The 26,431-nt window shown below is 64.5% G+C and carries 20 protein-coding genes; 16 read left to right on the forward strand and 4 right to left on the reverse strand.

Annotation, left to right across the window (positions count from 1 at the left end; translation table 11 throughout):
• Positions 1 to 7 precede the first annotated feature (7 nt).
• From dgcA to D6Z43_RS18170, 5 genes are all read left to right on the forward strand, one after another.
• On the forward strand, positions 8 to 2,068 hold the full coding sequence (gene dgcA, locus D6Z43_RS18150) for a dimethylglycine demethylation protein DgcA (protein ID WP_120653482.1): 2,061 nt from the start codon (positions 8 to 10) through the stop codon (positions 2,066 to 2,068).
• A 158-nt stretch (positions 2,069 to 2,226) separates the two neighbouring features.
• Positions 2,227 to 4,185, forward strand: a complete 1,959-nt coding sequence (gene dgcB / locus D6Z43_RS18155) for a dimethylglycine demethylation protein DgcB (protein WP_120653483.1) — start codon at positions 2,227 to 2,229, stop codon at positions 4,183 to 4,185.
• A 130-nt stretch (positions 4,186 to 4,315) separates the two neighbouring features.
• A complete protein-coding gene (locus D6Z43_RS18160) occupies positions 4,316 to 5,548 on the forward strand; it encodes an electron transfer flavoprotein subunit alpha/FixB family protein (RefSeq protein ID WP_120653484.1) in 1,233 nt (410 codons plus the stop codon).
• Positions 5,538 to 6,317, forward strand: coding sequence for an electron transfer flavoprotein subunit beta (locus D6Z43_RS18165; protein WP_120653485.1), 780 nt, complete (start codon positions 5,538 to 5,540; stop codon positions 6,315 to 6,317). The genes D6Z43_RS18160 and D6Z43_RS18165 overlap by 11 nt, the downstream gene beginning before the upstream one ends.
• Positions 6,318 to 6,349: 32 nt before the next feature.
• Entirely contained in the window at positions 6,350 to 6,595 is a 246-nt protein-coding gene (locus D6Z43_RS18170; RefSeq protein WP_120653486.1) for a hypothetical protein, read from the forward strand.
• A 155-nt stretch (positions 6,596 to 6,750) separates the two neighbouring features.
• On the opposite strand, the gene D6Z43_RS18175 is transcribed toward D6Z43_RS18170, so the two are convergent.
• A complete protein-coding gene (locus tag D6Z43_RS18175) occupies positions 6,751 to 7,854 on the reverse strand; it encodes a GlxA family transcriptional regulator (RefSeq protein WP_120653487.1) in 1,104 nt (367 codons plus the stop codon).
• Positions 7,855 to 8,250: 396 nt separating this feature from the next.
• Positions 8,251 to 9,627, reverse strand: coding sequence for an L-serine ammonia-lyase (locus D6Z43_RS18180; RefSeq protein WP_120653488.1), 1,377 nt, complete (start codon positions 9,625 to 9,627; stop codon positions 8,251 to 8,253).
• 415 nt (positions 9,628 to 10,042) lie between these two features.
• Between D6Z43_RS18180 and choX the strand changes: the two genes are divergently transcribed.
• From choX to betI (D6Z43_RS18210), 6 genes are all read left to right on the forward strand, one after another.
• The gene (choX, locus tag D6Z43_RS18185) at positions 10,043 to 10,999 is read left to right on the forward strand and encodes a choline ABC transporter substrate-binding protein (RefSeq protein ID WP_120653489.1); all 957 of its coding nucleotides are present in this window, start codon (positions 10,043 to 10,045) and stop codon (positions 10,997 to 10,999) included.
• 416 nt (positions 11,000 to 11,415) lie between these two features.
• A complete protein-coding gene (locus D6Z43_RS18190) occupies positions 11,416 to 12,612 on the forward strand; it encodes a glycine betaine/L-proline ABC transporter ATP-binding protein (protein WP_120653490.1) in 1,197 nt (398 codons plus the stop codon).
• Positions 12,613 to 12,614: 2 nt separating this feature from the next.
• Complete coding sequence (locus D6Z43_RS18195; RefSeq protein WP_120653491.1) at positions 12,615 to 13,502, forward strand: proline/glycine betaine ABC transporter permease; 888 nt, start codon at positions 12,615 to 12,617, stop codon at positions 13,500 to 13,502.
• A 35-nt stretch (positions 13,503 to 13,537) separates the two neighbouring features.
• Positions 13,538 to 14,482: a choline ABC transporter substrate-binding protein gene (locus D6Z43_RS18200; RefSeq protein ID WP_120653492.1), complete on the forward strand. Its 945-nt coding sequence runs from the start codon at positions 13,538 to 13,540 to the stop codon at positions 14,480 to 14,482.
• A gap of 149 nt (positions 14,483 to 14,631) precedes the next feature.
• Positions 14,632 to 15,489, forward strand: a complete 858-nt coding sequence (locus D6Z43_RS18205; RefSeq protein WP_120653493.1) for a glycine betaine ABC transporter substrate-binding protein — start codon at positions 14,632 to 14,634, stop codon at positions 15,487 to 15,489.
• Between the two features lie 229 nt (positions 15,490 to 15,718).
• Positions 15,719 to 16,312, forward strand: a complete 594-nt coding sequence (betI, locus tag D6Z43_RS18210) for a transcriptional regulator BetI (protein WP_120653494.1) — start codon at positions 15,719 to 15,721, stop codon at positions 16,310 to 16,312.
• A 166-nt stretch (positions 16,313 to 16,478) separates the two neighbouring features.
• Here betI (D6Z43_RS18210) and D6Z43_RS18215 read toward each other — a convergent pair whose 3' ends face one another.
• Positions 16,479 to 18,023 carry a BCCT family transporter gene (locus tag D6Z43_RS18215; RefSeq protein ID WP_120655300.1) on the reverse strand — a complete coding sequence of 515 codons (1,545 nt, stop codon included), beginning with the start codon at positions 18,021 to 18,023 and terminating at the stop codon, positions 16,479 to 16,481.
• A gap of 285 nt (positions 18,024 to 18,308) precedes the next feature.
• Here D6Z43_RS18215 and betI (D6Z43_RS18220) point away from each other — a divergent pair, with 285 nt between their 5' ends.
• The 3 genes from betI (D6Z43_RS18220) (at position 18,309) to betA (ending at position 22,208) form a co-directional block, all read left to right on the forward strand.
• The gene (gene betI / locus D6Z43_RS18220) at positions 18,309 to 18,902 is read left to right on the forward strand and encodes a transcriptional regulator BetI (protein ID WP_120653495.1); all 594 of its coding nucleotides are present in this window, start codon (positions 18,309 to 18,311) and stop codon (positions 18,900 to 18,902) included.
• A 43-nt stretch (positions 18,903 to 18,945) separates the two neighbouring features.
• A complete protein-coding gene (betB, locus tag D6Z43_RS18225; protein WP_120653496.1) occupies positions 18,946 to 20,418 on the forward strand; it encodes a betaine-aldehyde dehydrogenase in 1,473 nt (490 codons plus the stop codon).
• Between the two features lie 101 nt (positions 20,419 to 20,519).
• Positions 20,520 to 22,208 carry a choline dehydrogenase gene (gene betA, locus D6Z43_RS18230; protein ID WP_120653497.1) on the forward strand — a complete coding sequence of 563 codons (1,689 nt, stop codon included), beginning with the start codon at positions 20,520 to 20,522 and terminating at the stop codon, positions 22,206 to 22,208.
• A gap of 150 nt (positions 22,209 to 22,358) precedes the next feature.
• Here the strand turns inward: betA and torT are convergent, their stop codons facing one another.
• Positions 22,359 to 23,390, reverse strand: a complete 1,032-nt coding sequence (torT, locus tag D6Z43_RS18235) for a TMAO reductase system periplasmic protein TorT (RefSeq protein ID WP_120653498.1) — start codon at positions 23,388 to 23,390, stop codon at positions 22,359 to 22,361.
• A 146-nt stretch (positions 23,391 to 23,536) separates the two neighbouring features.
• Between torT and mdtD the strand changes: the two genes are divergently transcribed.
• Together mdtD and dbpA are read left to right on the forward strand one after the other, a co-directional pair.
• Positions 23,537 to 24,952, forward strand: coding sequence for a multidrug transporter subunit MdtD (mdtD, locus tag D6Z43_RS18240; protein WP_120653499.1), 1,416 nt, complete (start codon positions 23,537 to 23,539; stop codon positions 24,950 to 24,952).
• Between the two features lie 60 nt (positions 24,953 to 25,012).
• Positions 25,013 to 26,392 (forward strand): ATP-dependent RNA helicase DbpA, encoded by a 1,380-nt coding sequence (gene dbpA / locus D6Z43_RS18245; protein WP_120653500.1) that lies wholly within the window; start codon positions 25,013 to 25,015, stop codon positions 26,390 to 26,392.
• The last annotated feature ends 39 nt before the right edge of the window (positions 26,393 to 26,431 follow it).

Here is a 26,431-nt window from a genome sequence, read left to right on the forward strand (position 1 = left end):
AAGGGCAATGGCATTCGAAGCAATGTTCCAGCCGATTCAGATCGGCAAACTCACCATCCGCAACCGTGTGCTGTCCACCGCCCACGCAGAGGTCTACGCCACCGACGGCGGCATGACCACCGACCGCTATGTGAAGTACTACGAAGAGAAGGCCAAGGGCGGCATCGGCCTGGCCATCTGCGGCGGTTCCTCGGTAGTGGCCATCGACAGCCCCCAGGAGTGGTGGAGCTCGGTGAACCTGTCCACCGACCGCATCATCCCGCACTTCCAGAATCTGGCCGACGCCATGCACAAGCACGGCGCCAAGATCATGATCCAGATTACCCACATGGGGCGTCGTTCCCGTTGGGATGGTTTCAACTGGCCGACCCTGATGTCGCCGTCCGGCGTCCGCGAACCGGTGCACCGCGCTACCTGCAAGACCATCGAGGTAGAAGAGATCTGGCGCGTGATCGGCAACTACGCCCAGGCCGCGCGCCGGGCCAAGGAAGGCGGCCTGGACGGCGTCGAGCTGTCCGCCGTGCACCAGCACATGATCGACCAGTTCTGGAGCCCGCGCGTCAACAAGCGTACCGACGAGTGGGGCGGCACCTTCGAAGGCCGCATGAAGTTCGGCCTGGAAGTGCTCAAGGCCGTACGCGCTGAAGTCGGCGACGACTTCTGCGTCGGCATGCGTATCTGCGGTGACGAATTCCACCCGGACGGCCTGTCCCACGACGACATGAAGCAGATCGCCAAGTACTACAGCGACACCGGCATGATCGACTTCATCGGCGTAGTTGGCTCGGGTTGCGACACCCACAACACCCTGGCCAACGTGATCCCGAACATGAGCTTCCCGCCGGAGCCCTTCCTGCACCTGGCGGCCGGCATCAAGGAAGTGGTCAACGTCCCGGTCCTGCATGCGCAGAACATCAAGGACCCGAACCAGGCCACCCGCATTCTGGAAGGCGGCTACGTGGACATGGTGGGCATGACCCGCGCCCACATCGCCGACCCGCACCTGATCGCCAAGATCAAGATGGGCCAGGTTGACCAGATCAAGCAGTGCGTTGGCGCCAACTACTGCATCGACCGCCAGTACCAGGGCCTGGACGTGCTCTGCATCCAGAATGCCGCCACTTCCCGCGAATACATGGGCGTACCGCACATCATCGAGAAGACCACCGGCGTGAAGCGCAAGGTGGTCGTCGTCGGCGGCGGCCCGGCTGGCATGGAAGCGGCGCGTGTGGCGGCCGAGCGTGGCCACGACGTGACGCTGTTCGAGAAGAAGGATCAGCTCGGCGGCCAGATCACCATCGCTTCCAAGGCGCCGCAGCGTGACCAGATCGCCGGTATCACCCGCTGGTACCAACTGGAGATCGCGCGCCTGGGCGTCGACCTGCGCCTGGGCACCGCGGCCGATCCGGACACCATTCTCGACCTCAAGCCGGACATCGTCGTCCTGGCCAACGGTGGCCATCCGTTCCTGGAGCAGAACGAGCACTGGGGCGCGGCGGAAGGCCTGGTGGTCAGCAGCTGGGACGTGCTCAACGGCACCGTGGCGCCGGGCAAGAATGTGCTTGTCTACGACACCATCTGCGAGTTTGGCGGCATGTCGGCAGCGGACTATCTCGCCGAGAAAGGTGCCCAGGTTGAAATCGTCACCGACGACATCAAGCCGGGTATCGCCATGGGCGGCACCACCTTCCCGACCTACTACCGCAGCATGTACCCCAAGGAAGTGATCATGACCGGCGACCTGATGCTGGAGAAGGTCTACCGCGAGGGTGACAAGGTGGTGGCGGTACTGGAGAACGAGTACACCGGCGCCCGCGAAGAGCGCGTGGTGGACCAGATCGTCATCGAGAACGGTGTGCGTCCGGACGAGGGCCTGTACTACGCGCTCAAGGAAGGTTCGCGCAACAAGGGCCAGATCGACGTGGAGGCACTGTTCGCCATCAAGCCGCAGCCCTGCCTGAGCCAGCCCGGCGACGGCTACCTGCTGTTCCGGATCGGCGACTGCGTGGCCCAGCGCAACACCCACGCGGCGATCTACGACGCTTTGCGTCTGTGCAAGGACTTCTGATGAGCGCTCCCCTCTCCCTCTGGGAGAGGGGCCGAGGGTGAGGGGTGGCAAGGGCCGGTACGGACTCCCAGTAACGCCAAGCTTCCCTCACCCCGACCCTCTCCCAGAGGGAGAGGGAGCCATCCGTGCCGCTTCCAGGTCCCGGTAGGAGACCAACAATGCTGAACACCCTTCTTCCCATCCTGCTCTTCGCCGCCCTCGGCCTTGCCGTGCTTGGCGCCGCGAAGCGCTTTTTCATGTGGCGCCGGGGTAGACCCGCGAAGGTCGACTGGATCGGCGGCCTCATGAAGATGCCACGCCGCTACCTGGTGGACCTGCACCATGTGGTCGAGCGCGACAAATACATGTCCAAGACCCACGTGGCGACTGCCGGCGGTTTCGTGCTGTCGGCCCTGTTGGCGATCGTGGTGCATGGCTTTGGCCTGCACAGCCGGATCCTCGGCTTCGCCCTGCTCGCCGCCACCGTACTGATGTTCGTAGGCGCCCTCTTCGTCGCCAAGCGCCGCAGCAATCCGCCGTCCCGCCTGTCGAAGGGGCCATGGATGCGCCTGCCGAAGAGCCTGCTGATGTTCTCGGCGAGCTTCTTCATCGCCACCTTGCCGGTGGCCGGCATCCTGCCGGAAGGCTTCGGCGGCTGGTTCCTCGCCGGTATCCTCGCCATTGGCGTCGCCTGGGGTGTTTCCGAGCTGTTCTTCGGCATGACCTGGGGCGGCCCCATGAAGCACGCCTTCGCCGGTGCGCTGCACCTGGCTTGGCACCGCCGCGCCGAGCGCTTCGGCGGCGGCCGTTCCACCGGCCTCAAGGCGCTGAACCTGAACGACCCCGAGGCGCCCCTGGGCGTCGAAAAGCCTACCGACTTCACCTGGAACCAGTTGCTCGGCTTCGATGCCTGCGTGCAATGCGGCAAGTGTGAGGCCGTGTGCCCCGCCTTCGCCGCCGGCCAGCCGCTGAACCCGAAGAAGCTGATCCAGGACATGGTCATCGGTCTCGCTGGCGGTAATGACGCCAAGTTCGCCGGCAGCCCGTATCCGGGTATCCCGCTGGGCGAACACGCCGGTGGCCCGCACCAGCCGATCGTGGTCCAGGGCGGCAAGGGGCTGGTGGAAGCGGACACCCTCTGGTCCTGCACCACCTGCCGGGCCTGCGTCGAGGAATGCCCGATGATGATCGAGCACGTCGATGCCATCGTCGACATGCGCCGTCACCTCACCCTGGAAAAGGGCGCCACTCCGAACAAGGGCGCCGAGGTGCTGGAAAACCTGATCGCCACCGACAACCCCGGCGGCTTCGCCCCTGGCGGTCGCCTGAACTGGGCCGCTGACCTGAACCTGCCGCTGATGAGCGAGAAGAAGCAGGCCGACGTGCTGTTCTGGGTCGGCGACGGTGCCTTCGACATGCGCAATCAGCGCACCCTGCGAGCCTTCGTCAAAGTGCTGAAGGCCGCAAACGTCGACTTCGCCGTGCTCGGCCTGGAAGAACGCGACAGCGGTGACGTGGCACGGCGCCTGGGTGACGAGGCCACCTTCCAGCAACTGGCCAAGCGCAACATCGCCACCCTCAACCAGTACCGTTTCAAGAAGATCGTTTCCTGCGATCCGCACAGCTTCCATGTGCTGAAGAACGAGTACGGCGCCCTCGGTGGCAGCTACGAAGTCCTGCACCACAGCACCTACATCAACGAACTGGTGCAAGGTGGCAGCCTCAGCCTCGGCCAGCACAAGGGCGGCAGCGTGACTTACCACGACCCGTGCTACCTGGGCCGCTACAACGGCGAGTACGAAGCTCCGCGCGCCGTGCTCAAGGCCATCGGTATCGAAGTGAAGGAAATGGAACGTTCCGGCTTCCGTTCCCGTTGCTGCGGCGGTGGTGGCGGCGCGCCGATCACCGACATTCCCGGCAAGCAGCGGATTCCGGACATGCGCATGGTGGACATCAAGGAAACCGGCGCCGAGCTGGTGGCCGTGGGCTGTCCGCAGTGCACCGCGATGCTCGAAGGCGTGGTAGCGCCCCGCCCGGAGATCAAGGACATCGCCGAACTGGTAGCCGACGTGCTGATCGAGGCGCCGGTGGAAGCAAAAAAGCCTTCGGCGGTTAAAGCTGCCGTGGAGGTGGCGTGATGGTAGGCACAGCACTGGCAGCACGTGGAGGAGCGAGCTTGCTCGCGAACCGCCACGGCGCCGACGTGATCCCCTTCGAGAGCAAGCTCGCTCCTACGATGCATTCCGACTCGCCATTGGAGACCCGCCCATGAGCGACATCATCCGCCGCGACCCGCGTGCCGAGTGGATCGCCCGCAACCGCCTGCACCCCCTGCATGCCGCCATGCAAACGCAGGGGCAGACGAGCTGGATGGGCCCCAACGGCCTGATCCGCAAGAATCCCCACGCCGCGGCTGCCGGATTCATCGGCCCCAGCGGCGTAAAACGCATTGACCGCAGCGGTGCCCAGCAGGGCACTGCCGGCAAACGCAGCGCCGCCAGCGAGGTGATACAGCTGCCGCTGCACGTGATCGAACAACCGGCCTTCCACATCTGCGTCGTGCCGGACATGGTCGGTGGCCGTCTGTCCAGCCACGACAAGGACCTCCTCGGCCTGGCCAACAAGCTGGCCGGCAGCGAGGGTGCGGTGGTTGCCGTGCTCTTCGGCGAGGACAAGGAATCGGCCTTCGACACCGCAGGCGTTGACCGCATCCTGCGTATCGAAGGCAGCGAGTTCGATGGCTACTCACCGGAAGCCCGCGTGTTGGCGTTGAGCGCCGTGGAAAGCCAGTTGGCCCCACGTCACTGGCTGCTGCCCGATAGCCGCACCGGTGGCGGCGAACTGGGTCGTCGGCTGGCCGCGAAGCTGGGTGAGCGCCCGGCCACCCGCGTCTGGCAGGTCGCCAATGAACAGGCCACCGGACGCGCAGGTGCGGGTCGCGAAGACCTGGTACGCAGCGTGCCCCGTCTGATCCTCGCTGCGGCCGAGTGCGCAGAACCGGTCAGCGAAACCCGTCATGAAGCCCGTGAGCTGGACCTGACAGCGAACATTGCCCACAGCCTGCCACGCATCGAGGATCTCGGCCCGGTAGCCGTGGACCCGGCGCAGATCCCCATGGCCGAAGCGGAGTTCATTCTCTCCGGCGGCAACGGGGTGAAGGATTGGGCACTGTTCCACGAGGCCGCCGGGGCCCTGGGCGCTACCGAAGGTGCTTCCCGCGTGGCGGTGGACGACGGCTTCATGCCGCGCAACCGCCAGGTCGGCGCCACCGGTACCTGGGTCACCGCACGGGTCTACCTGGCCGTGGGCATCTCCGGCGCCATCCAGCACCTGCAGGGCATCGGCGCCTGCGACAAGGTGGTGGCGGTGAACATGGACCCGGGCTGCGACATGATCAAACGCGCCGATCTCTCGGTGATCGGCGACTCCGGCGCCATCCTCGCCGCGCTGATCCAGCTGGCCACCGAATACCGTCAGGGAGGGGCACGCGATGCCGCATGACGCACTGAAGATCGTCAGCCTGGTCTCCATCGGCGCGCATCCCACCTCGGGCCGTGCGCGCCGCGCCGACCAGGATGCCCGCGCGGTGGAACTCGGCCTGCGCCTGGCGGGCCCACGCCTGCGCGTGTTGCATGCCGGCAACCCCCATGAAGAAGCCTTGCGCGCCTACCTGGGTATGGGTCTGGATGAACTGATCGTCCTCGAGCAGGGACCGCAGGACGACGCCCTGCATTCGCTGGGGGACTTCCTCCGCGAGAGCGGCGCCCAGCTGGTGCTCACCGGCAGCCAGGCGGAAACCGGCGAAGGCTCGGGGCTGCTGCCCTACCTGCTGGCCGAACGCCTGGGCTGGCCGCTGGTAGTAGGTCTTGCCGAGGTGGAGAAAGTCGAAAATGGCGTGGCCCAGGTGCTGCAAGCCCTGCCTCGTGGCCAGCGCCGCCGGCTGAAGGTGCGCCTGCCCTTCCTCGCCAGTGTCGACAACGCCGCACCCACTGCGCGGCAGAGCGCGTTCGGCCCGGCCCGGCGGGGTCGCATCGAAGCGGAAGACGTCGAGCTGGTGGAGGATGTACTGTTCGCCGAGGCCCAGCTGCAACCGGCCCGCCCACGGCCCAAGCGGCTCAAGGTGATCAAGGCCAAGACCGGCGCCGAGCGGATGAAGGCGGCGACCGCCAAGGCATCAGGCGGTGGCGGCCAGGTACTCAAGGATGTCTCGCCGCAGGCGGGCGCCGAAGCTATCTTCAAACTGTTGCTGGAAGAGGGCGTGCTGCGCTGATCGCGCAGCACCTGACGCGGAGGAATAGCGCGATGATGCATGCCGATCTGATCGACCAGGAAGACTTTCGCGAGCGCCTGGTGGCGCTGGGAATCAGCATACCGCCAGGGGTGAGCGCCGAGCAGGCCTGCGAGCAGGCCGTGAGCGGTCTCAGCCCGGAGCGCGCGGTCGCCCTGCGGCGCCTGGTGGAAGAGTTGCTGGGGGGCAGCGCCACGCTGTTGCCGAACGTGCGCGAAGCCATTTCGCGCACCCTGCTGCCGGCACTGGTGCCACGCTGACACGCTGAATCCGGGAAACGAGAAAGGGCGCCAATGGCGCCCTTCTTCATTCCCGTAGGGTGCGCCATGCGCACCGCGGGGATTACGTGGTGCGCACGGCGCACCCTACCCACTCGTCGCGGGAGCGAATTCATTCGCTCCCGCGGGCCGAGACTTCACACCACCCGCACGCTGGCGAAGGTGGACTCGCCCTGGGCGCGGCTCAGTGCGACGCCGGCGGTGGACGGCGCGTTACGCACCAACTCGTCGGGCACCGGCATCAGGGCCACCACGTTGGCGTTCTGGCCGGCACGTTCGTCGCGTGGCGGAATGCCGAAGTACTCGCGGTAGCACTTGGAGAAGTGCGGCGTGGAGACGAAGCCGCACACCGAGGCCACTTCGATGATCGACATGGCGGTTTGCTTGAGCAGCTGACGCGCGCGGATCAGGCGCAGCTTCAAGTAGTAGCGCGACGGCGAGCAGTGCAGGTACTTCTGAAACAGGCGCTCCAGCTGGCGGCGCGAGACGTCGACGTAGCAGGCCAGTTCGTCGAGGTCGATGGGCTCTTCCAGGTTGGCCTCCATCAGCGCGACGATTTCCTGCAGCTTCGGCTGGTTGGTACCGAGCATGTGCTTGAGCGGCACGCGCTGGTGGTCCTGTTCGTTACGGATGCGCTCGTAGATGAACATCTCGGAGATCGCTGCTGCCAGTTCACGACCGTGCTCGCGGGCGATCAGGTGCAGCATCATGTCCATGGGCGCAGTGCCGCCGGACGAGGTGTAGCGATTGCGGTCGATGGAGAACAGGCGGGTACTGATGCCGGCACGCGGGAAAGCTTCCTGCATCGCCGCCAGGCATTCCCAGTGCACGCTGCATTCGAAGCCATCGAGCAGCCCGGCCTTGGCCAGCGCCCAACTGCCAGTGCACACGGCACCCAGTTGACGGCCCTGCCGAGCCTGGGACTGCAGCCATTGCACATGCTCGCGACAGACGCTGTGCTGGATATCGACGCCGCCGCAGACGATCACGGCATCCAGGGCCGGAGCATTGTCCAGGCCGCTGTCGGGGGTGATTTGCAGGCCGTCACTGGCGCTGACCGGGCGGGCGCCCTGGCTGAGGGTGTACCAACGGTAGAGTTCGCGACCGGAAAGGTGGTTGGCCATACGCAGCGGTTCCACCGCGGACGCCAGGGAAATCAGGGTGAAGTTGTCCAGCAGGAGAAAACCGATGGACTGGGGAACACGGTTCTGGGGTTGAGCCCCTTGGTTGAACTGTGACATTAGCGAAACCCTCAGACTAGGCACGGGCGGAGCCCCGTTTCGGGGCTTTTTGTTATGTCCTGGTACGGCTAAACCAGGTGATACCAAATCTAGGCAAAGGTCGTGCCTATCTTGATTGGTCATTCAATTAAAAATGGCGAGTTTCATCCAAGGCCCGTGCCACTGGGCCTAGGTGAGAGCGACAGAATCATTCTGTTTACGACTGCCCCGGCCCGTGCATTCCGGGGCCTGGGGCCTTAGGTAGCACTGGAGGTGTCAGCAAATGTCACCCCGCGCCGTAGGACACAATCGTCAGTAACAGACGAATGGTTCACACCGTGACCATTCGGTCTTACTCATTGCCACCGCTTTGCGCACCAGGACGGGGCAGCGGCGGGCAGGCTGGTCGATGAAGGCTCAACACTCGATCGCGCTGACAGCCAGACCACCGCGCGAGGTTTCCTTGTACTTGTCGTGCATGTCGGCGCCGGTGTCACGCATGGTGCGGATCACCCGGTCCAGCGAGATGAAGTGCTCGCCATCGCCGCGCAGCGCCATCTGCGCCGCGTTGATCGCCTTCACCGCGGCTATCGCGTTGCGTTCGATGCACGGCACCTGCACCAGCCCGCCCACCGGGTCGCAGGTCAGCCCGAGGTTGTGCTCCAGGCCGATCTCGGCGGCATTCTCCAGCTGCGCCGGGGTCGCCCCCAGCACTTCCGCCAGCCCCGCCGCCGCCATCGCGCAGGCCGAGCCGACTTCGCCCTGGCAGCCCACTTCGGCACCCGAGATGGACGCGTTCTTCTTGCACAGGATGCCCACCGCCGCCGCGCCGAGGAAGAAGTTCACCACGTCGTCCTCGGTGGCCTCGGGGTTGAAGCGCATGTAGTAGTGCAGCACCGCCGGGATGATCCCCGCCGCGCCGTTGGTGGGCGCGGTGACCATGCGTCCGCCGGCGGCGTTTTCCTCGTTCACCGCCAGGGCGTAGAGGTTCACCCATTCCATCGCGCTCATGGTGCTGCCGATCACGTTCGGCTTGCCCAGTTCCTGCAGGCTGCGGTGCAGCTTGGCGGCGCGCCGGCGCACGTTCAGCCCGCCGGGCAGGATGCCTTCGTGGCCGAGACCATTGCTCACGCATTCCTGCATGGCGTCCCAGAGTTTCAGCAGTCCGGCGCGGATCTCCGCCTCGCTGCGCCAGGCCTTCTCGTTGGCCAGCATCAGTTCGGCAATGCGCAGGTTGTGGCGCTGGCAGAGTTCCAGCAGCTCTTCGGCGCTGGAGAAGTCGTAAGGCAGCTCGGTGGTGTCCTGGTCGAGCTGGCCGGAGCGGGCCTGGGCCTCGTCGACCACGAAGCCGCCACCGATGGAGTAGTAGGTGTCGCGGTGCAGCTCACCCGCCTCGCCTTCGACGATCAGCGTCATGGCGTTGGGGTGGTACGGCAAGTTTTCCTCGAGCAGCAGCAGGTCGCGCTGCCAGTCGAAGGCCACCGGGTGGCTGCCGCCCAACAGCAGTTCGCAGGACGCCTGCAGCGCCTCGATGCGCGGGGCGATCTGCTTCGGGTCGACCCGATCCGGCCATTCGCCCATCAGCCCGACCAGGGTCGCGCGGTCGGTGCCGTGGCCGACGCCGGTGGCCGACAGCGAGCCGTACAGGCGCACCTCGACCCGCGTCACCTGCTCCAGCAGGCCGCGCTCGCGCAGCGCCGTGGCAAACAGCGCCGCCGCCCGCATCGGGCCCACGGTGTGCGAGCTGGAAGGGCCGATACCGATCTTGAACAGGTCGAACACGCTGATAGCCACGAGGCAACTCCGGTAAGGATCACACTTGGCGCCATGATCGACATTTCAACGAAGCAAGGACTTCCCACACCGACTTGCTCGTATCCAAATACGTCGTGCCCGATGCACGGAACGGCCTGCCCTTGCGGGAGCGAATTCATTCGCGAAAGGTGTACGCAGTGACTCCACAAGGAAGAAAGGGGCAGGCCCAAGGCCTGCAATCGCGATTGAAATCGCTCCCACAGGCGATCCCGCGCTCCCACCTGTTTCCTTGCATTACCCGCGACAGATAAGTTCTGAGTGCGACCGGGTCGGTAGTCAGGCGATGCGTCTGGCCCGCATCATTCCCGCGCCCGGGGGCGGGGGCCTGCAGCAGTCCGACAGCCACGCGAGTCCGGAAAACGACAATAAATCCTGCTGTGGATGGACCCTTCCCATGACTCGACCCACCACTCCCCTGCTGGCAGCGTCGCTGCTGGCTGTGTCCCTGTTCAGTGCCCAATCGACCCTGGCCGCCGCCGATCCAGAACGCTGTTCCACGGTGCATTTCGCCGACGTCGGCTGGAGCGACATCACCGTCACGACCGCCGTCACCCGCCACGTGCTGAGCGAGCTCGGCTACATCACCAAGGTCAAACGCCTATCGGTGCCCGACACCTACAAGACGATGAGTGACGGCAAGATCGATGTCTTCCTCGGCACCTGGATGCCGGCAAGCGAAAACGACATCCGCCCCTACCTGGATAAAGGCACGGTGGAGAGTCTCGGCGCCAACCTCACCGGCGCCAAGTACACCCTGGCGGTAAACCAGGCGGCCTGGGAAGGCGGTGTCAAGAGCTTCGCCGACCTGGCGAAGTTCAAGCAGCAGTTGGGCGGCAGGATCTACGGCATCGAACCAGGTAACGACGGCAACAAGCTGATCCAGAAGATGATCGCGGGGAACACCTTCGGCCTTGCCGACTTCAAACTGGTGGAGTCCAGCGAGGGCGGCATGCTGTCCCAGGTGAAGCGCGCCGAGCACCTCAAGCAATGGGCGGTGTTCCTCGGCTGGGAGCCGCACCCCATGAACAACCAGTTGCAGATGCATTACCTGGAGGGAGGGGACGACTGGTTCGGCCCGAATTACGGGGGCGCCACGGTCTACACCACCGTGCGCAAGGGCCTGACACAGGAGTGCCCGAACCTGGGGCGACTGTTGAAGAACCTCAAATTCAGCCTGGCCATGGAGAACCACCTGATGGAGGCCATACTGAATCAGAGCACCAATCGTAGACGCGAAGCGAAGGCATGGCTGAAAGCCAATCCCGACACCCTGGCTGCCTGGCTGCAGGGTGTCACCGCGCGTGACGGCAGCGCGCTACCGGTGACCCTTACCCAGGCCAAAGCGCCGTGATGCGTCGCACCCTGCGATATCCATAGGCCATGTCGTCGCGCAACATATGAACGTCGCAAACCGACAATTGCCAAGGCCTCAAGGCTTTATCGTTGAGTCACCCGATTTCGTCGCTGTCGGTTCCCGTGGACCGGCAGACCGTGAGCACACCGCTCCGGACCGAAGAACACAAGCGGCGACCTCCCCCCGAATAGAGGTCGGCCTAATAAGAAATTTCGGAAGTACGCGCACCTCCGGCCGAGGTGCTGAACCCGCCCAGGGAATGGGTTTCGTAACACTGCCAGAGGGCTGCGAGGTTCTCGAAACATTGTTATCCACACAGGCAAGACAGTCGGCATCACCGGGCTGAGCGTCGTCGAGCGCCGGTTCTGGCTCCGTGTAGCTGTCCTGGATGTCTACTGAAGGGGAAATATCCCATGCAGTCTGGAAAGATCGTGGTTCAAAACCTCTACAAGGTTTTCGGGCAACAACCACAAGAAGCAATCGATTTACTCAAGCAGGGCTGGAGCAAGGAAAAGATCCTGGCTGAGCGCGGCGCCGTGATTGGCGTCAGCGACGTGTCTTTCAGCGTCAACGAAGGCGAGATCTTCGTGCTGATGGGCCTGTCGGGTTCGGGCAAGTCGACCCTGATCCGCTTGATCAACCGTCTTATCGAGCCAACCGCCGGTGACGTGTTCATCGACGGGCAGAACGTCGCCAAACTACCCACGTCGCAATTGATCGACCTGCGTCGCCGCGACATGAGCATGGTGTTCCAGTCCTTCGCCCTGATGCCCTCGCGCTGTGTGCTGGACAACGCGGCCTTCGGCCTGGAAGTAGCAGGCAAGAGCAAGAAGGAACGCGAGAAGCGCGCCATGGAAGTGCTGGAGCAGGTCGGCCTGGCCAGCTTCGCCCACAAGTATCCCCATGAACTATCGGGCGGTATGCAGCAGCGTGTGGGCCTGGCCCGCGCCCTGGCCGTGGACCCGTCGATGATCATCATGGACGAGGCCTTCTCCGCCCTCGACCCACTCAAGCGCCGCGAGATGCAGGATGTGCTGCTGGACCTGCAGAAGAAGCACAGCCGCACCATCATCTTCGTGTCCCACGACATCGAGGAAGCCATGCGCATCGGTTCGCGCATCGGCATCATGGAAGGCGGCAAGCTGATCCAGGTGGGCACGCCCCAGGAGATCATCGAGAACCCGGCCAACGACTACGTGCGCAACTTCTTCAACACGGTCGATACCAGCCGCTACCTCACCGCTGGCCAGCTCAAGTCCGACAGCGTTCCGCTGTTCGTGCACAACGGCAAGGCGCCGGACGCACAGACGGTCTGCCAGAAGCTGCAGGCCCTGGACAAGCACTACGCCTTCATCGTCGACGAGAAGAACAACTTCCGTGGTTCCATCAGCCTCGAGAAGATCGCGCTGCTGGTCGAGGGTGGCCGCACCCTGGACCTGGAGCAGAACCTGCTCAAGCACATCGACCCAGTACCGGAAGACCTGCCACTCGACAGCGTCATCCAGCGCCTGGTGATCAACGAGGGGCCGATCCCGGTGGTCGACCAGAGTGGCCGCTATAGCGGTGCGATCAGCAAAGGCCGCCTGCTGAGCCGCCTGCGGGGAGAATGACGATGAGCGAGAAACTGGATCTTGGCAGCTGGGTGAATGACGTCGTCCAGCACCTGCTCGAAAACTACAGCGGCGCCTTCGAAAGCGTCGGCAACGTGGTCAGCGGCTTCTCCGAGCTGATCGAACGCTTCCTGATGTGGCCGCCGGCCTGGGTGCTGATCGCCGTATTCGTCGGCCTCGGCCTCTGGCGCATCGGCGTCAAGTTCGCCCTGTTCACCGCCGCATCGTTGATCCTGATCGTGCTGACCGGCTTCTGGGAGCAGACCGTGGTCACCCTCGGCCTGACCTTCTCGTCCACCTTGATCAGCCTGTTGCTCGGTATCCCGCTGGGCATCTGGGCGGCCAAGAGCGAGCGCGTCGCCGTGATCATCCGCCCGGTGCTGGACTTCATGCAGACCATGCCTGCGTTCGTCTACCTGATCCCGGCGGCCATGCTCTTCGGCCTCGGTCGCGTGCCCGGCATCATCGCCACGGTGATCTTCGCCATGCCGCCGGCGGTGCGACTGACCGCCCTGGGTATCCGCCAGGTGAACAAGGAAATCGTCGAGGCCGGTCAATCCTTCGGCTGCAACAGCTGGCAACTGCTATACAAAGTGCAGCTGCCGAATGCCATGCCGTCGATCATGGCCGGCGTGAACCAGACCATCATGATGGCGCTGTCCATGGTGATCATCGCGTCGATGGTCGGCGCCGGCGGTCTGGGTAACGACGTACTCGCCAGTATCCAGCGCCTGGACATCGGCCTGGGCTTCGAAAGCGGCATGGCCGTGGTACTGCTGGCGATCATCCTCGACCGCATCACCGAAAGCTTCGGTACCCGCCAGACATCGACCCGTGGCAGTGTCTTTGGCCGGCTCGGAGCCAAACTGCAGCGGCAGCAAGCGCACTAAGAACGCTTCACCTTTTCAATGTCAGGGAGTCGCTAATGAAAAAAATGAAGAAAGTCGCTGCATTGGGCCTGCTGGCCTGCGCGCTGGCCCAGGGTGCCTGGGCTCAGGAGCCGCAGAGCTGCAAGCAGGTTCGTTTCGCCGAGATCGGCTGGGCCGACATTGCCGCCACCACCGGCGTTGCCATGGTGCTGACCGAAGGACTGGGCTACACCCCGCGCAAGATCATGGCGTCTGTGCCCATCGCCTTCACCGGCGTGAAGAACAAGCAGATCGACGTCTTCCTCGGCTACTGGGCGCCCTCCATGGACGCGGTGATCGAGCCCTTCACCAAGGACAACGGCGTGAAGGTGCTGCCGACCCCCAACCTGGAAGGTGCCAAGTACACCCTGGCAGTTCCTACCTATGCAGCTGACGCTGGCCTGAAGAGCTTCCAGGACATCACCAAGTTCAAGGACCAGCTGGGCGGCAAGATCTACGGCATCGAGCCAGGCAACGACGGCAACCTGCTGATCGACAAGATGATCAAGGGCAACCAGTTCGGCCTGGGTGAGTTCCGTATGGTCGAGTCGTCCGAGGCGGGCATGCTGGTCCAGGTGCAGCGCGCGGTGAAGAAGAAGGAGCCAGTGGTGTTCCTGGGATGGGCACCGCACCCGATGAACACCCAGTTCGACATCACCTACCTGGCTGGCGGCGATGACGTGTTCGGCCCGGACTATGGCGCTGCCAAGGTCTTCACCGTGGTACCGCCGGACTACGAACAGCGTTGCGCCAACGTCGGCAAGCTGCTGAACAACCTGCAGTTCAATGTCGAAATGGAAAGCCAGCTGATGGAGAAGATCCTGGAGAAGGAAGATCCGGTGAAAGTCGCCACCGGCTGGCTCAAGGCCAACCCGGCCGTGCTCGACAAATGGCTGGCCGGCGTTACCACCTATGACGGCCAGGACGGCGCTGCTGCCGTGAAGAAACACATCGGCCTGTAATCCCCGGGCTCCTTCACGGAGCCCATTTCCTTGCATTTCGCCAATCGTGGCCCGGCGACGGGTCACGACGGGCACCGTCGCGAACCCGCCAGAGAACGGGCCATCGACCACGTAGTTGGCTGCCAATCCCACCTGATGGAGCAATACGTATGCGCAAGTTGAAATCCCTGTACCTGAAAACCCTCGGCGTCGCCGCCCTTGCCCTCGGCATGGGCATGGCCAACGCCGCTGACAAACCAACCCTGAAGATCGGTTTCGTGAACGGTTGGGACGACAGCGTCGCCGCCAGCTATGTCGCGGGCGAAATCCTCAAAGAGAAACTCGGTTATGGCGTCGAACTGAAGCCCGTCGAGCCGGCGATCATGTGGCAAGGCGTGGCCCGTGGCGATCTGGATGCCACCCTCTCGGCCTGGCTGCCCGCCACCCATGGCGAGTACTTCGAAAAGCTGAAGGACAAGGTCGTGGTGCTGGGCTCCAACTACAAGGGCGCCAAGATTGGCCTGATCGTCCCTGACTACGTGCAGGCCAAGTCCATCGAAGACCTGAACACCTACAAGGCCGACTTCGACGGCAAGATCACCGGTATCGACGCTGGCGCGGGTGTGATGCGCCGCACTGAGGATGCGATCAAGCAATACAACCTCGACATCAAACTGATGCCCAGCTCCGGCCCGGCCATGGCCACCGCCCTTACCCGCGCCGAGAAAGCACAGAAGCCGATCGTCGTGACCGGCTGGATTCCGCACTGGATGTTCGCCAAGTGGAAGCTGCGTTTCCTGGAAGACCCGAAGAAAGTCTATGGCGATGACGAGCACGTCGACACCGTGGTCAACCCTGGCCTGGAAGCCAAGGCCGCCGATGCCACCGCCTTCCTGAAGAAATTCTCCTGGAGCGGCGAAGAAGTGGGGGCCGTGATGCTGGCCATCCGCGAAGGCGCCAAGCCGGAAGCCGCTGCCAAGGAATGGATCGCCAAGAACCCGCAGCGCGTGGAGGAGTGGCTGAAGTAAGCCACGCTCGCGCAGTCCAAACGCCCTCGCCGGCCCTGCCTGCGGGGGCGTTTTGCTTTCAGGGAGTCCTGTGGGGTGAAATCATTCGTCAAGGGCGGCGAAGCTGCCCCTTTCAATCCCAGAGAGCAGGCCGTCCCTTCCCCCGATCAACCCGCTCGATTGATCGATCAATCAAATTCCCCCTAGACTGCGCGCTTCCAATTCCCACGCAAAATGGTGGAAGTACCCGATGCCCAAGGTCGGAATGCAGCCGATCCGTCGCTCGCAGTTGATCCAGGCCACCCTCGAAGCCGTCGACCAGGTGGGGCTCGGCGATGCCAGCATCGCCTATATCGCCCGCATCGCCGGCGTCTCAAATGGCATCATCAGCCACTATTTCCAGGACAAGAACGGCCTGCTGGACGCGACCATGCGCCACCTGATGGGGGCCCTGAGCAGCGCCGTACGCCAGCGACGCGCCGCCTTGCGCGAAGACACCCCCCGCGCGCACCTGCGTGCGATAGTCGCCGGCAACTTCGACGACAGCCAGGTCAGCGGCCCGGCCATGAAGACCTGGCTGGCCTTCTGGGCCGCCAGCATGCACCAGCCTTCCCTGCGTCGACTGCAGCGCATCAACGACCACCGGCTCTATTCCAACCTGTGCTGCGAACTGCGCCGTACCCTGCCCCAGGACCAGGCGCGTTCCGCCGCCCGCGGCCTGGCGGCGCTCATCGACGGTCTGTGGCTACGCGGCGCCCTCTCGGGTGATGGTTTCAATATCGAGCAGGCATTGCAGATCGCCTACGACTACCTGGACCAGCAACTGGCCAAGGCCGAGAGCTGATCCCTGAATTCGTTCGCGATGGGCAGCGCAGCTGACCCATTCAACATACCGGGGCAGACCTTCGGCCTGCTTGGCGATTGAAATCGCCCTACAGGACAAGCGCCCAGGCGTCATAAAAAAGCCCGGTCCAGAGACCGGGCTTCTTCATTGCAGAGTTGTTGGCCGATCAGGCCGCTTCGCCATGCAACTGGACGACTTTCGGGTGCTTCGGCGCTTGCTCCAGCGCCGCCACGTCGGCCTTCATCTGCTTGAGCAGGGCGAACATGTAGAGCAGCAGCACTACCGAGAACGGCAGGCCCGCCAACACGACCACTGTCTGCATCGCCGTGAAGTTGCCGGCGAACAGCAGGCCGATGGTCGCCAGGGTCACCACTACGGACCAGAAGATACGCAGCCAGTTGGGCGCGTCTTCGTCCAGGTCGCCTTCCTCGCGAGACAGGTTGGCCAGCATCACCGAGCCGGAGTCGGCAGGCGTGAGGAAGAGCACGAAGCCAACACAGATCGACAGGCCGATCACCGCCTTGGACCAGGGGTAATGCTCCAGCAGCAGGTAGATGGACATGGCCGGCTGCTCCAGCGCGGCTTTGCCGAGATCCGCTGCGTTCTGGTTCATCACCAGGTCGATGGCACTGTTACCGAATACCGACAGCCAGGCCAGGGTGAATCCCAGCGGAATCAGAAGCACGCCGCTGACCAGTTCGCGCACGGTGCGCCCACGGGAGATACGAGCCACGAACATGCCGACGAAGGGCGCCCAGGAAATCCACCAGGCCCAGTAGAAGAGGGTCCACAGGCCCATCCACTCTTCGCTTTTGCCGGACTGTCCGGTGTAGACGTAGAGGTCGAAGGTCTTCAGCACCAGGCCGTTGAGGTAGTCACCGAGGTTCTGCACGAAGCCGTTGAGCAGGTGCAGCGTCTCGCCGGCCAGCAGCACGAACACCAGCAGGCCGCTGAACAGGATGATGTTCAGGTTGGACAGGCGGCGGATGCCTTTCTCGATCCCGGATACCGCGGCCAGGGTGGCTACCGCGCTCATCACCAGGATCACCGCCAGCAGTGAGCCCTGGCTATGGGGCAGGCCGAACAGGTATTCGAGGCCGGAGGACACCTGCAGCGAACCGATACCCAGGTTGGTCACCAGGCCCAGCAGGGTCACGAAGATGCCGAAACAGTCCACTGCATTACCCACCGCGCCCTTCATACGGCGCTCGCCAAACAGTGGGTAGAGCGCCGAACGCAGCGCCAGGGGCTTGTTGTGACGGTAAGCGAAGTAGCCAACCGCCAGGCCCACCAATGCATAGATGGCCCAGCCGTGCACACCCCAGTGAAGGAAGGTCAACTGCAATGCCTGGCGCGCGGCGGCCTGGCTGCCCGGCTCGCCTTCCGGCGGGTTGTAGAGGTGGTCGATGGGTTCGGACGCCGCGAAGTACAGCAGCGAAATGCCGATGCCCGAGGAAAACAGCATGCCGGCCCAGGCGCCGTAGCTGAAGTCCGGACGGCTGTCGTCAGCACCCAGGCGCAGGTTGCCGTAGCGGGAGAAGGCGACATAGAGGACGAAGAACAGGTACGCACCGATGGCCAGCATGTAGTACCAGCCGAAGCTGCGCGACAGCCAGGCCTGGGCCTTGCCGAGCACGCTGCCGGCGCCCTCGGGGAACGCAATCAAGGCAACCGTGAGAAGCATGATCAGCGCAGTGGAGCCGAAGAACACGACCGGGTTCAGGCGCACCTTCTCATGATTTTTTGTTGTTGGAGCTTTACTCATTTGGAAATACCAAGGCAGTGAAAGCAGGCGCCCACAGGGCGCAACGACAGACCCGCGCCCGCGACCGGCGACGGGTGGCAACCCCCGGCCGAAGGCCTGAAATCAGGTGCGGCGAACTGCCGCATCCCGTTCCATGGTGCGCAGCTTATTCTTTGTTGTTTGAACGTTCAATAAAAATAAAGTAGGCTGATTTTCGACCTACCGGAATGGTTCCGGAAGCGGAGGAAACCCATGCCAAAAGTCGGAATGCAGCCCCTGCGGCGCACCCAACTGATTCACGCCACACTCGAGGCGGTGGACCAGGTAGGCATGGGCGACGCCAGCATTTCCTACATTGCGCGGCTCGCCGGGGTTTCCAACGGAATCATCAGTCACTACTTCCAGGACAAGAACGGACTGCTGGAAGCCACCATGCGCTTCCTCATGAACGATCTGCAGGACGCAGTGCGCAAGCGCCGCAAAGCCATGCGCGACGACAGTGCGCGCGGCTACATCCGTTCCATCATCGACGGCAACTTCGACGAGACCCAGGTCAACGGCCCGGCCATGAAGACCTGGCTGGCCTTCTGGGCCAGCAGCATGCACCAGCCGTCCCTGCGCCGTTTGCAACGCATCAACGACCTGCGCCTCTACTCGAACCTCTGCTGGCAGTTCCGCCGCGAACTCGATGTGGAAAGCGCCCGTACTGCAGCGCGTGGCCTGGCCGCCCTAATCGACGGCCTCTGGCTGCGCGGCGCGCTCTCCGGCGAAGCCTTCGAAACCGAGCAGGCCCGCCGGCTCGCCTACGAATTCCTTGATCAACAACTGACCAAGCAGGCGGCCTGAGCCGCCCGCCTTGCGCATACAACACCTAGAGAGGACAACCACCATGGCCCGATTCGAAGAACAGAAGCTCTACATTGGCGGCCGCTACGTCGACTCCACCAGTGGCGCCACCTTCGAGACCATCAACCCGGCCAATGGTGAAGTCCTGGCCAACGTCCAGCGCGCCGGCAAGGAAGACGTCGAACGCGCCGTCGCCTGCGCCATCGAAGGCCAGAAGGTGTGGGCCGCGATGACTGCCATGCAGCGTTCGCGCATCCTGCGCCGCGCCGTGGATATCCTGCGCGAGCGCAATGACGAACTGGCCGAACTGGAAACCCTGGACACCGGCAAGCCGCTGGCCGAAACCCGCGCCGTGGACATCGTCACCGGCGCCGACGTGATCGAGTACTACGCCGGTCTGATCCCCGCCATCGAAGGCGAGCAGATCCCGCTGCGCGAAACCAGCTTCGTCTACACCCGCCGCGAGCCCCTGGGCGTGGTCGCAGGTATCGGCGCCTGGAACTACCCGGTACAGATCGCCATGTGGAAGTCCGCCCCGGCCCTGGCCGCTGGCAACGCGATGATCTTCAAGCCCAGCGAAGTCACCCCGCTGACCGCCCTGAAACTGGCCGAGATCTACACCGAAGCCGGCGTGCCGGACGGCGTATTCAACGTGCTGACCGGCAGCGGCCGTGAAGTCGGCCAGTGGCTGACCGAGCACCCGCAGATCGAGAAAATCTCCTTCACCGGCGGCACCTCAACCGGCAAGAAGGTGATGGCCAGCGCCTCCAGCTCCTCGCTGAAGGAAGTCACCATGGAACTGGGCGGCAAGTCGCCGCTGATCATCTTCGAAGATGCCGACCTCGACCGCGCCGCCGACATCGCCGTAATGGCCAACTTCTTCAGCTCCGGCCAGGTCTGCACCAACGGCACCCGAGTGTTCGTGCCGCGCGCCCTGCAGGCCCGCTTCGAGGACAAGGTGGTCGAGCGCGTGAAGCGCATCCGCCTGGGCAATCCGGAAGACGCCAACACCAACTTCGGCCCGCTGACCAGCTTCGCCCACATGGAAAGCGTGCTCGGCTACATCGAAGCCGGCCGCAAGGAAGGCGCACGCCTGCTGATCGGCGGCGAGCGCGTCACCAGCGGTGAATACGCCAAGGGCGCCTACGTGGCCGCGACCGTGTTCAGCGACTGCACCGACGACATGACCATCGTCCGCGAGGAAATCTTCGGCCCGGTGATGAGCATCCTGGTCTACGACACCGAAGAAGAAGTGATTCGCCGCGCCAACGACACCGACTACGGCCTGGCCGCTGGCGTCGTGACCCGTGACCTGGCCCGCGCCCACCGTGTGATCCACAAGCTGGAAGCCGGCATCTGCTGGATCAACACCTGGGGCGAGTCCCCCGCCGAAATGCCGGTGGGCGGCTACAAGCAGTCCGGTGTCGGCCGCGAGAACGGCCTGACCACCCTGGCCCACTACACCCGCATCAAGTCCGTACAGGTCGAGATGGGCGACTACTACTCGGTGTTCTGACCGACGCCAGCGCCCAGGCGGCCCGGAGCATACCGGGCCGCACCATAGAACAAGATGCCGTGCCCCGGAGGCGACTCCGGTTTTTCTAGCAGGTAAGCCACATGTCCCAAGAATTCGATTACATCATCGTCGGCGCCGGTTCCGCCGGTAACGTGCTGGCCACGCGCCTGACCGAAGACGCCGATGTCAGCGTCCTGCTGCTGGAAGCCGGCGGCCCGGACTACCGCCTGGACTTCCGTACCCAGATGCCCGCCGCCCTCGCCTATCCGCTGCAGGGTCGCCGCTACAACTGGGCCTACGAGACTGATCCGGAGCCCTACATGAACAACCGCCGCATGGAGTGCGGCCGTGGCAAGGGCCTTGGCGGTTCCTCGCTGATCAATGGCATGTGCTACATCCGCGGTAACGCCCTGGACTTCGACGGCTGGGCCAAGGCCCCGGGCCTGGAGGACTGGACCTACCTGGACTGCCTGCCCTACTTCCGCAAGGCGGAAACCCGCGACATCGGCCCGAACGACTTCCACGGTGGCGACGGCCCGGTGAGCGTGACCACGCCCAAGACCGGCAACAACCCGCTGTTCCACGCCATGGTCGAGGCCGGCGTGCAAGCTGGCTTCCCGCGTACCGACGACCTCAACGGCTACCAGCAGGAGGGCTTCGGCCCCATGGACCGTACCGTGACCCCGGAAGGCCGTCGTGCTGCCACCGGTCGCGGCTACCTGGACCAGGCGCGCAACCGCCCCAACCTGACCATCGTCACCCACGCCCTTTCCGACCGCATCCTGTTCAGCGGCAAGCGTGCCATCGGCGTTGCCTACCTCAAGGGCAACAGCGACACCCCGATCACCGCGCGTGCCCGCCGCGAAGTGCTGGTGTGCAGCGGCGCCATCGCCTCGCCGCAACTGCTGCAACGTTCCGGCGTCGGCCCTGCTGCCCTGCTGCGCGATCTCGACGTTCCGGTCGTACATGACCTGCAAGGCGTAGGCGCCAACCTGCAGGACCACCTGGAGCTGTACCTGCAGTACGCCTGCAAGGAGCCGGTGTCGCTGTTCCCCGCCCTGCAATGGTGGAATCAGCCGGCCATCGGCGCACAGTGGCTGTTCCTCGGCACCGGTCTGGGCGCCAGCAACCAGTTCGAAGCCGGTGGTTTCATCCGTACCCGCTCGCAGTTCGAGTGGCCGAACATTCAGTTCCACTTCCTGCCGGTAGCGATCAACTACAACGGCAGCAATGCGGTGAAGGAACATGGCTTCCAGGCCCACATGGGTTCCATGCGCTCGCCGAGCCGTGGTCGCATCCACCTGAAGTCGAAGGACCCGCGCCAGCACCCGAGCATCCTGTTCAACTACATGTCCCACGAACAGGACTGGCAGGAGTTCCGCGACGGTATCCGCATCACCCGCGAAATCATGGGCCAGCCCGCACTCGACCCGTACCGTGGCCGCGAGCTGAGCCCGGGCGCGAACCTGAAGTCCGATGCCGAGTTGGACGAGTTCATCCGAACCCACGCCGAAACCGCCTTCCACCCATCCTGCTCCTGCAAGATGGGCACCGACGACATGGCTGTGGTGGACGGCCAGGGCCGCGTGCATGGCATGGAAGGCCTGCGGGTGGTGGACGCCTCGATCATGCCGGAGATCATCACCGGCAACCTCAACGCGACCACGATCATGATCGCCGAGAAGATCGCCGACCGAATCCGCGGGCGCAAGCCGTTGCCGCGCAGCACCGCCGACTACTACGTGGCGGGCGACAAGCCGGTGCGCGGAACCCCGGTTCGCAAGCTGTAAGGCACCTGCGCAACAACGAAGGCCCCTGGTGCAGCGCACCAGGGGCCTTTTCGTTTCGGGTCAATTTCCCTTGTGCGAATTCATTCGCGATCCGCGTGGCATCCCATTGCGGTTGAAACCGCTCCCACATCGGATTCCTGTTCGGCAACCCTACTCCGGCAGGTCCTGCCGAATCATCCAGTGCCCGCTGGGCGGCATCAGGCGGCTGATGTCGAATCGCTGAAGGCTGTCCTTGTCGATGACTTCGATTCGCGGGCTGACCCGCTGCGGCGACTGTTTGCCCTCCAGCGCACGGATCGCCAGATCCACTGCGACCCGTGCCTGGATAACCGGCGAGTCAGTGGGCGAGGCGAGGACCGTGCCGTCGGCGATTTCTTCCAGCACCCGCTCCGTGGCATAGAGCGAAACCACCTGGGCCTTGTAGCGGCTGCCGCCAGTACGCACCAGGTGGCCAGCAAAGGCCGCGGCCTCGGCATTGCCAAGGATGTAGTCGAGTCCGGGCTCACGCGCGAGTAACTGGCGCACCAGCACCGCCTGGGTGGAGCGGTCCACCGGGCCGTAGCCACCGCTTATCAGCGTCACCCCAGCCTGCGAGCCGAACTCTTTCAGCCCACGTTCGGCATCAGCGACCCAACCGGCATCCTCAGGACCCGGCAACCAACCCACGCGCACCGGTCGCCCGCCGCTGTGATCACGGATGTAAGCCATGGCCGCCTTGGCCATATCGGCAAAATCCACCTGGGACATCGCGGTGATGCCCGGGCAGTCGATGCGGTTGATCAGGTCGATCACCGGGACCTTGTCGCGATGCAGCAGGGCGATCTCGTCGCACAGCCCCTTGGCACCGATTGCGGCGATCACATACGCATCGGCGGCGAGCTGGATGCAGCGGGTCAGTTGCGCGCGCTGCATGTCCGGGAACTGGTAACCGCCGGCCTCGTAAACGCCGAGCTGTATGCCCTGGCGCTGCGCTTCCTCATCCAACCCCCAGGCCACGCCCCACCAGTAACGGTCCATGCCGTGGGGCAACAGGGCACAAATGCGCCAGGGCTTGCTCGCGCCGGTGAGCGGCCGGTAGCTGGCATCGCGTCCATCCACCTCGACCTGCAACGGAAACCACTCCGCGGCCAGGCAAGGGGCGGCGCTCATCAAGCTCAGCAGCAGCGCACAGAGGGTCCGCATGGAGACATTCCTTCCATGGTATGGGTTGGGAGGTTCGGATACTGGCAAGCCTAGCAGCCGTCGGCCAGTACGCCGTGATCCTTCGCGGGTGGAAAGGGAAGCGGCCGGCGCCTAAAGTGCGCAGGGTCCCGTAAGTAAGGATCGACATGGCCGAGCCCGTCTCCCTCGATGCCCGCACCACCCGCATGCTGCCCTGGCTGGTGGCGGTGGCCTTCTTCATGCAGGCCCTCGACGGCACCATCCTCAACACCGCCCTGCCCGCCATGGCCCGCGACCTTGCCGAAGACCCGCTGCGCATGCAGTCGGTGATCATCGCCTACATGCTGACCGTGGCCCTGCTTATTCCGGCCTCCGGCTGGATCGCCGACCGTTTCGGAACACGCCGGGTGTTCTTTGGCGCCGTGCTGCTGTTCAGCCTGGGCTCGTTGTTCTGCGCGCTGTCCTCGAACCTGCCGCAACTGGTGGGCGCTAGAGTGGTGCAAGGCCTTGGCGGCGCGCTGATGATGCCGGTGGGCCGGCTGGTCGTGCTGCGCGCCTATCCACGCACGGAGCTGGTGCGGATCATGAGTTTCATCACCCTGCCCGGCCTGGTCGGTCCGCTCATCGGTCCGACCCTGGGCGGCTGGCTGGTGGAATACGTCAGCTGGCACTGGATCTTCCTGATCAACATCCCGGTGGGCCTGGTCGGCGGACTTGCCGCGTGGCGCTTCATGCCCGACCTGCGCTGCAGCGGATCGGTCCGGCTGGACCTCTTCGGCTTCCTGCTCTTCGGCACCGCCATGGTGCTGATCACCATCGCCCTGGAAGGCCTGGGTGAGCTTCACCTGCCCCATGTGCGGGTGATGCTCCTGCTGCTCGGCGGCCTGGCCTGCCTCGCCGTCTACTGGCTGCATGCGGTGCAAGTCGAGCGGCCGTTGTTCGCGCCTTCGCTGTTTCGCACCCGGACCTTCGCCGCCGGCATTCTTGGCAACCTTTTCTCGCGTCTCGGCAGCGGCGCCTTGCCCTTCCTCACACCGCTGCTGTTGCAGGTCGCGCTGGGTTACCCACCAGCCCAGGCAGGGATGACCATGATCCCCCTGGCGCTCTCGGCCATGGCCGCCAAGCCCCTGGCCAAGCCCTTGCTGGACCGCCTCGGCTATCGCCGCCTGCTGCTCGGCAACACGGTGCTGCTGGGGGCGATGATCGCCAGCCTGTCGCTGATCGACGCCAATACACCCTACCCGCTGCTGCTCCTGCACCTGGGAGTACTGGGAGCGGTGAACTCGATGCAGTTCACGGCGATGAATACCGTCACCCTGCTGGACCTCGACGACCACCAGGCCAGCAGCGGCAACAGCTTGCTGTCCGTGGTGATGCAGCTGTCCATGAGCCTCGGCGTAGCGGTGGCGGCGGCGTTGCTCGGCGGCTTTGGCAAACCCGACGCGCCCAGCGTGCTGGAGGCCTTCCAGGCGACCTACTTGTGTGTTGGTGTACTGACCCTGCTGGCGGCGGCAATCTTCTTCCAGTTGCCGCCCGATAGCGGGCGTGCGGTGCGCCGCGTGCACCGCGATATCGACGAGTGACGGGGGAGGCGCGCAGGAGCCTGCTAAACTGCGCGCCATTTAGACTTTCAGGCCCGCCCCGTGACCACCACCGCCTTCTCTTCCCTGCCCCTCTCCGAGGCCACCCTGGCCAACCTGGAGACGCTGGGCTACCGCGACATGACGCCGATCCAGGCCCAGGCACTGCCGTTGATCCTCAAGGGCAAGGACCTGATCGCCCAGGCCAAGACCGGCAGTGGCAAGACCGCTGCCTTCGGCATTGGCCTGCTGGAGCCGCTCAACCCGCGCTTCTTCGGCTGCCAGGCACTGGTGCTCTGCCCCACCCGCGAGCTGGCCGATCAGGTGACCAAGGAAATCCGTCGCCTGGCTCGTGGCCACGGCAACATCAAGGTGCTGACCCTCTGCGGCGGCGTCCCGTTCGGTCCCCAGGTGGGCTCCCTGGAGCATGGCGCCCACGTCATCGTCGGCACCCCTGGCCGTGTCCAGGAGCACCTGCGCAAAGGCACTCTGGTGCTCGACGGCCTCAACACCCTGGTGCTCGACGAAGCCGACCGCATGCTCGATATGGGCTTCTACGACAGCATCGCCGATATCATTGGCCAGTTGCCGGCGCGTCGGCAGACCCTGCTGTTCTCCGCCACCTACCCAGCCGGCATCGCCCAACTGGCCAAGACCTTCATGCGCGAACCGCAGCAGGTGAAGGTCGAAGCCCTGCACGACGACAGCCAGATCGAGCAACGCTTCTACGAAATCGACCCGCGTCAGCGCATGGATGCCGTACTGCGTCTGTTGCAAAGCAACCGTCCGCAGTCCTGCGTCGCCTTCTGCCATACCCGCCAGCAGTGCCAGGAACTGGAAGCCCATCTGCGCGACAACGGCATTTCCGTACAGTCGCTGCATGGCGACCTGGAACAGCGCGAGCGCGACCAGGTGCTGGCCCTGTTCGCCAACCAGAGCTGCAGCGTGCTGGTGGCCACCGATGTCGCCGCTCGAGGCCTGGACATCGCCGGCCTGGAAGCGGTGATCAACGTCGAGCTGTCCCGCGACCCGGAAGTGCATATCCACCGCGTCGGCCGCAGCGGCCGCGCTGGCGAGAAGGGCCTGGCCCTAAGCCTGGTGGCGCCGGCCGAAGCCAACCGCGCCCAAGCCATCGAAGACCTGCAGCAAGCTCCGCTGAGCTGGCAGCGCCTCGATGAATTGATCGTGAAGAACCGCGATCCCCTGCTGCCGCCCATGGCCACCCTGTGCATCAATGGTGGCCGCAAGGAGAAACTTCGCCCCGGCGACATCGTCGGCGCCCTCACCGGCGAGGCGGGGATTCCGGGCAGCCAGGTGGGCAAGATCGCCGTCTTCGACTTCCAGGCTTTCGTCGCGGTCGAGCGCGGGATTGCCAAGCAAGCGCTTAAACGCCTCAGTGAAGGCAAGATCAAGGGACGCACCTACAAGGTTCGCATCCTCTGACCTGCGTCGGAATCCGACCTCTGCGAACCATTCGCAGCG

It is taken from the genome of Pseudomonas sp. DY-1 (assembly GCF_003626975.1).
Lineage (GTDB): Bacteria > Pseudomonadota > Gammaproteobacteria > Pseudomonadales > Pseudomonadaceae > Metapseudomonas.

Excerpts from the sequence above, each read along its gene's own strand:
- D6Z43_RS18200 (WP_120653492.1), top strand. The coding sequence starts at position 13,538 with ATGAAAAAAATGAAGAAAGTCGCTGCATTGGGCCTGCTGGCCTGCGCG.
- D6Z43_RS18195 (WP_120653491.1), top strand. The coding sequence starts at position 12,615 with ATGAGCGAGAAACTGGATCTTGGCAGCTGGGTGAATGACGTCGTCCAG.
- betB (WP_120653496.1), top strand. The coding sequence starts at position 18,946 with ATGGCCCGATTCGAAGAACAGAAGCTCTACATTGGCGGCCGCTACGTC.
- D6Z43_RS18170 (WP_120653486.1), top strand. The coding sequence starts at position 6,350 with ATGATGCATGCCGATCTGATCGACCAGGAAGACTTTCGCGAGCGCCTG.
- D6Z43_RS18165 (WP_120653485.1), top strand. The coding sequence starts at position 5,538 with ATGCCGCATGACGCACTGAAGATCGTCAGCCTGGTCTCCATCGGCGCG.
- dgcA (WP_120653482.1), top strand. The coding sequence starts at position 8 with ATGGCATTCGAAGCAATGTTCCAGCCGATTCAGATCGGCAAACTCACC.
- D6Z43_RS18190 (WP_120653490.1), top strand. The coding sequence starts at position 11,416 with ATGCAGTCTGGAAAGATCGTGGTTCAAAACCTCTACAAGGTTTTCGGG.
- mdtD (WP_120653499.1), top strand. The coding sequence starts at position 23,537 with ATGGCCGAGCCCGTCTCCCTCGATGCCCGCACCACCCGCATGCTGCCC.
- betI (WP_120653495.1), top strand. The coding sequence starts at position 18,309 with ATGCCAAAAGTCGGAATGCAGCCCCTGCGGCGCACCCAACTGATTCAC.
- D6Z43_RS18160 (WP_120653484.1), top strand. The coding sequence starts at position 4,316 with ATGAGCGACATCATCCGCCGCGACCCGCGTGCCGAGTGGATCGCCCGC.
- D6Z43_RS18205 (WP_120653493.1), top strand. The coding sequence starts at position 14,632 with ATGCGCAAGTTGAAATCCCTGTACCTGAAAACCCTCGGCGTCGCCGCC.
- choX (WP_120653489.1), top strand. The coding sequence starts at position 10,043 with ATGACTCGACCCACCACTCCCCTGCTGGCAGCGTCGCTGCTGGCTGTG.
- dgcB (WP_120653483.1), top strand. The coding sequence starts at position 2,227 with ATGCTGAACACCCTTCTTCCCATCCTGCTCTTCGCCGCCCTCGGCCTT.
- torT (WP_120653498.1), bottom strand. The coding sequence starts at position 23,390 with ATGCGGACCCTCTGTGCGCTGCTGCTGAGCTTGATGAGCGCCGCCCCT.
- betA (WP_120653497.1), top strand. The coding sequence starts at position 20,520 with ATGTCCCAAGAATTCGATTACATCATCGTCGGCGCCGGTTCCGCCGGT.
- betI (WP_120653494.1), top strand. The coding sequence starts at position 15,719 with ATGCCCAAGGTCGGAATGCAGCCGATCCGTCGCTCGCAGTTGATCCAG.
- D6Z43_RS18175 (WP_120653487.1), bottom strand. The coding sequence starts at position 7,854 with ATGTCACAGTTCAACCAAGGGGCTCAACCCCAGAACCGTGTTCCCCAG.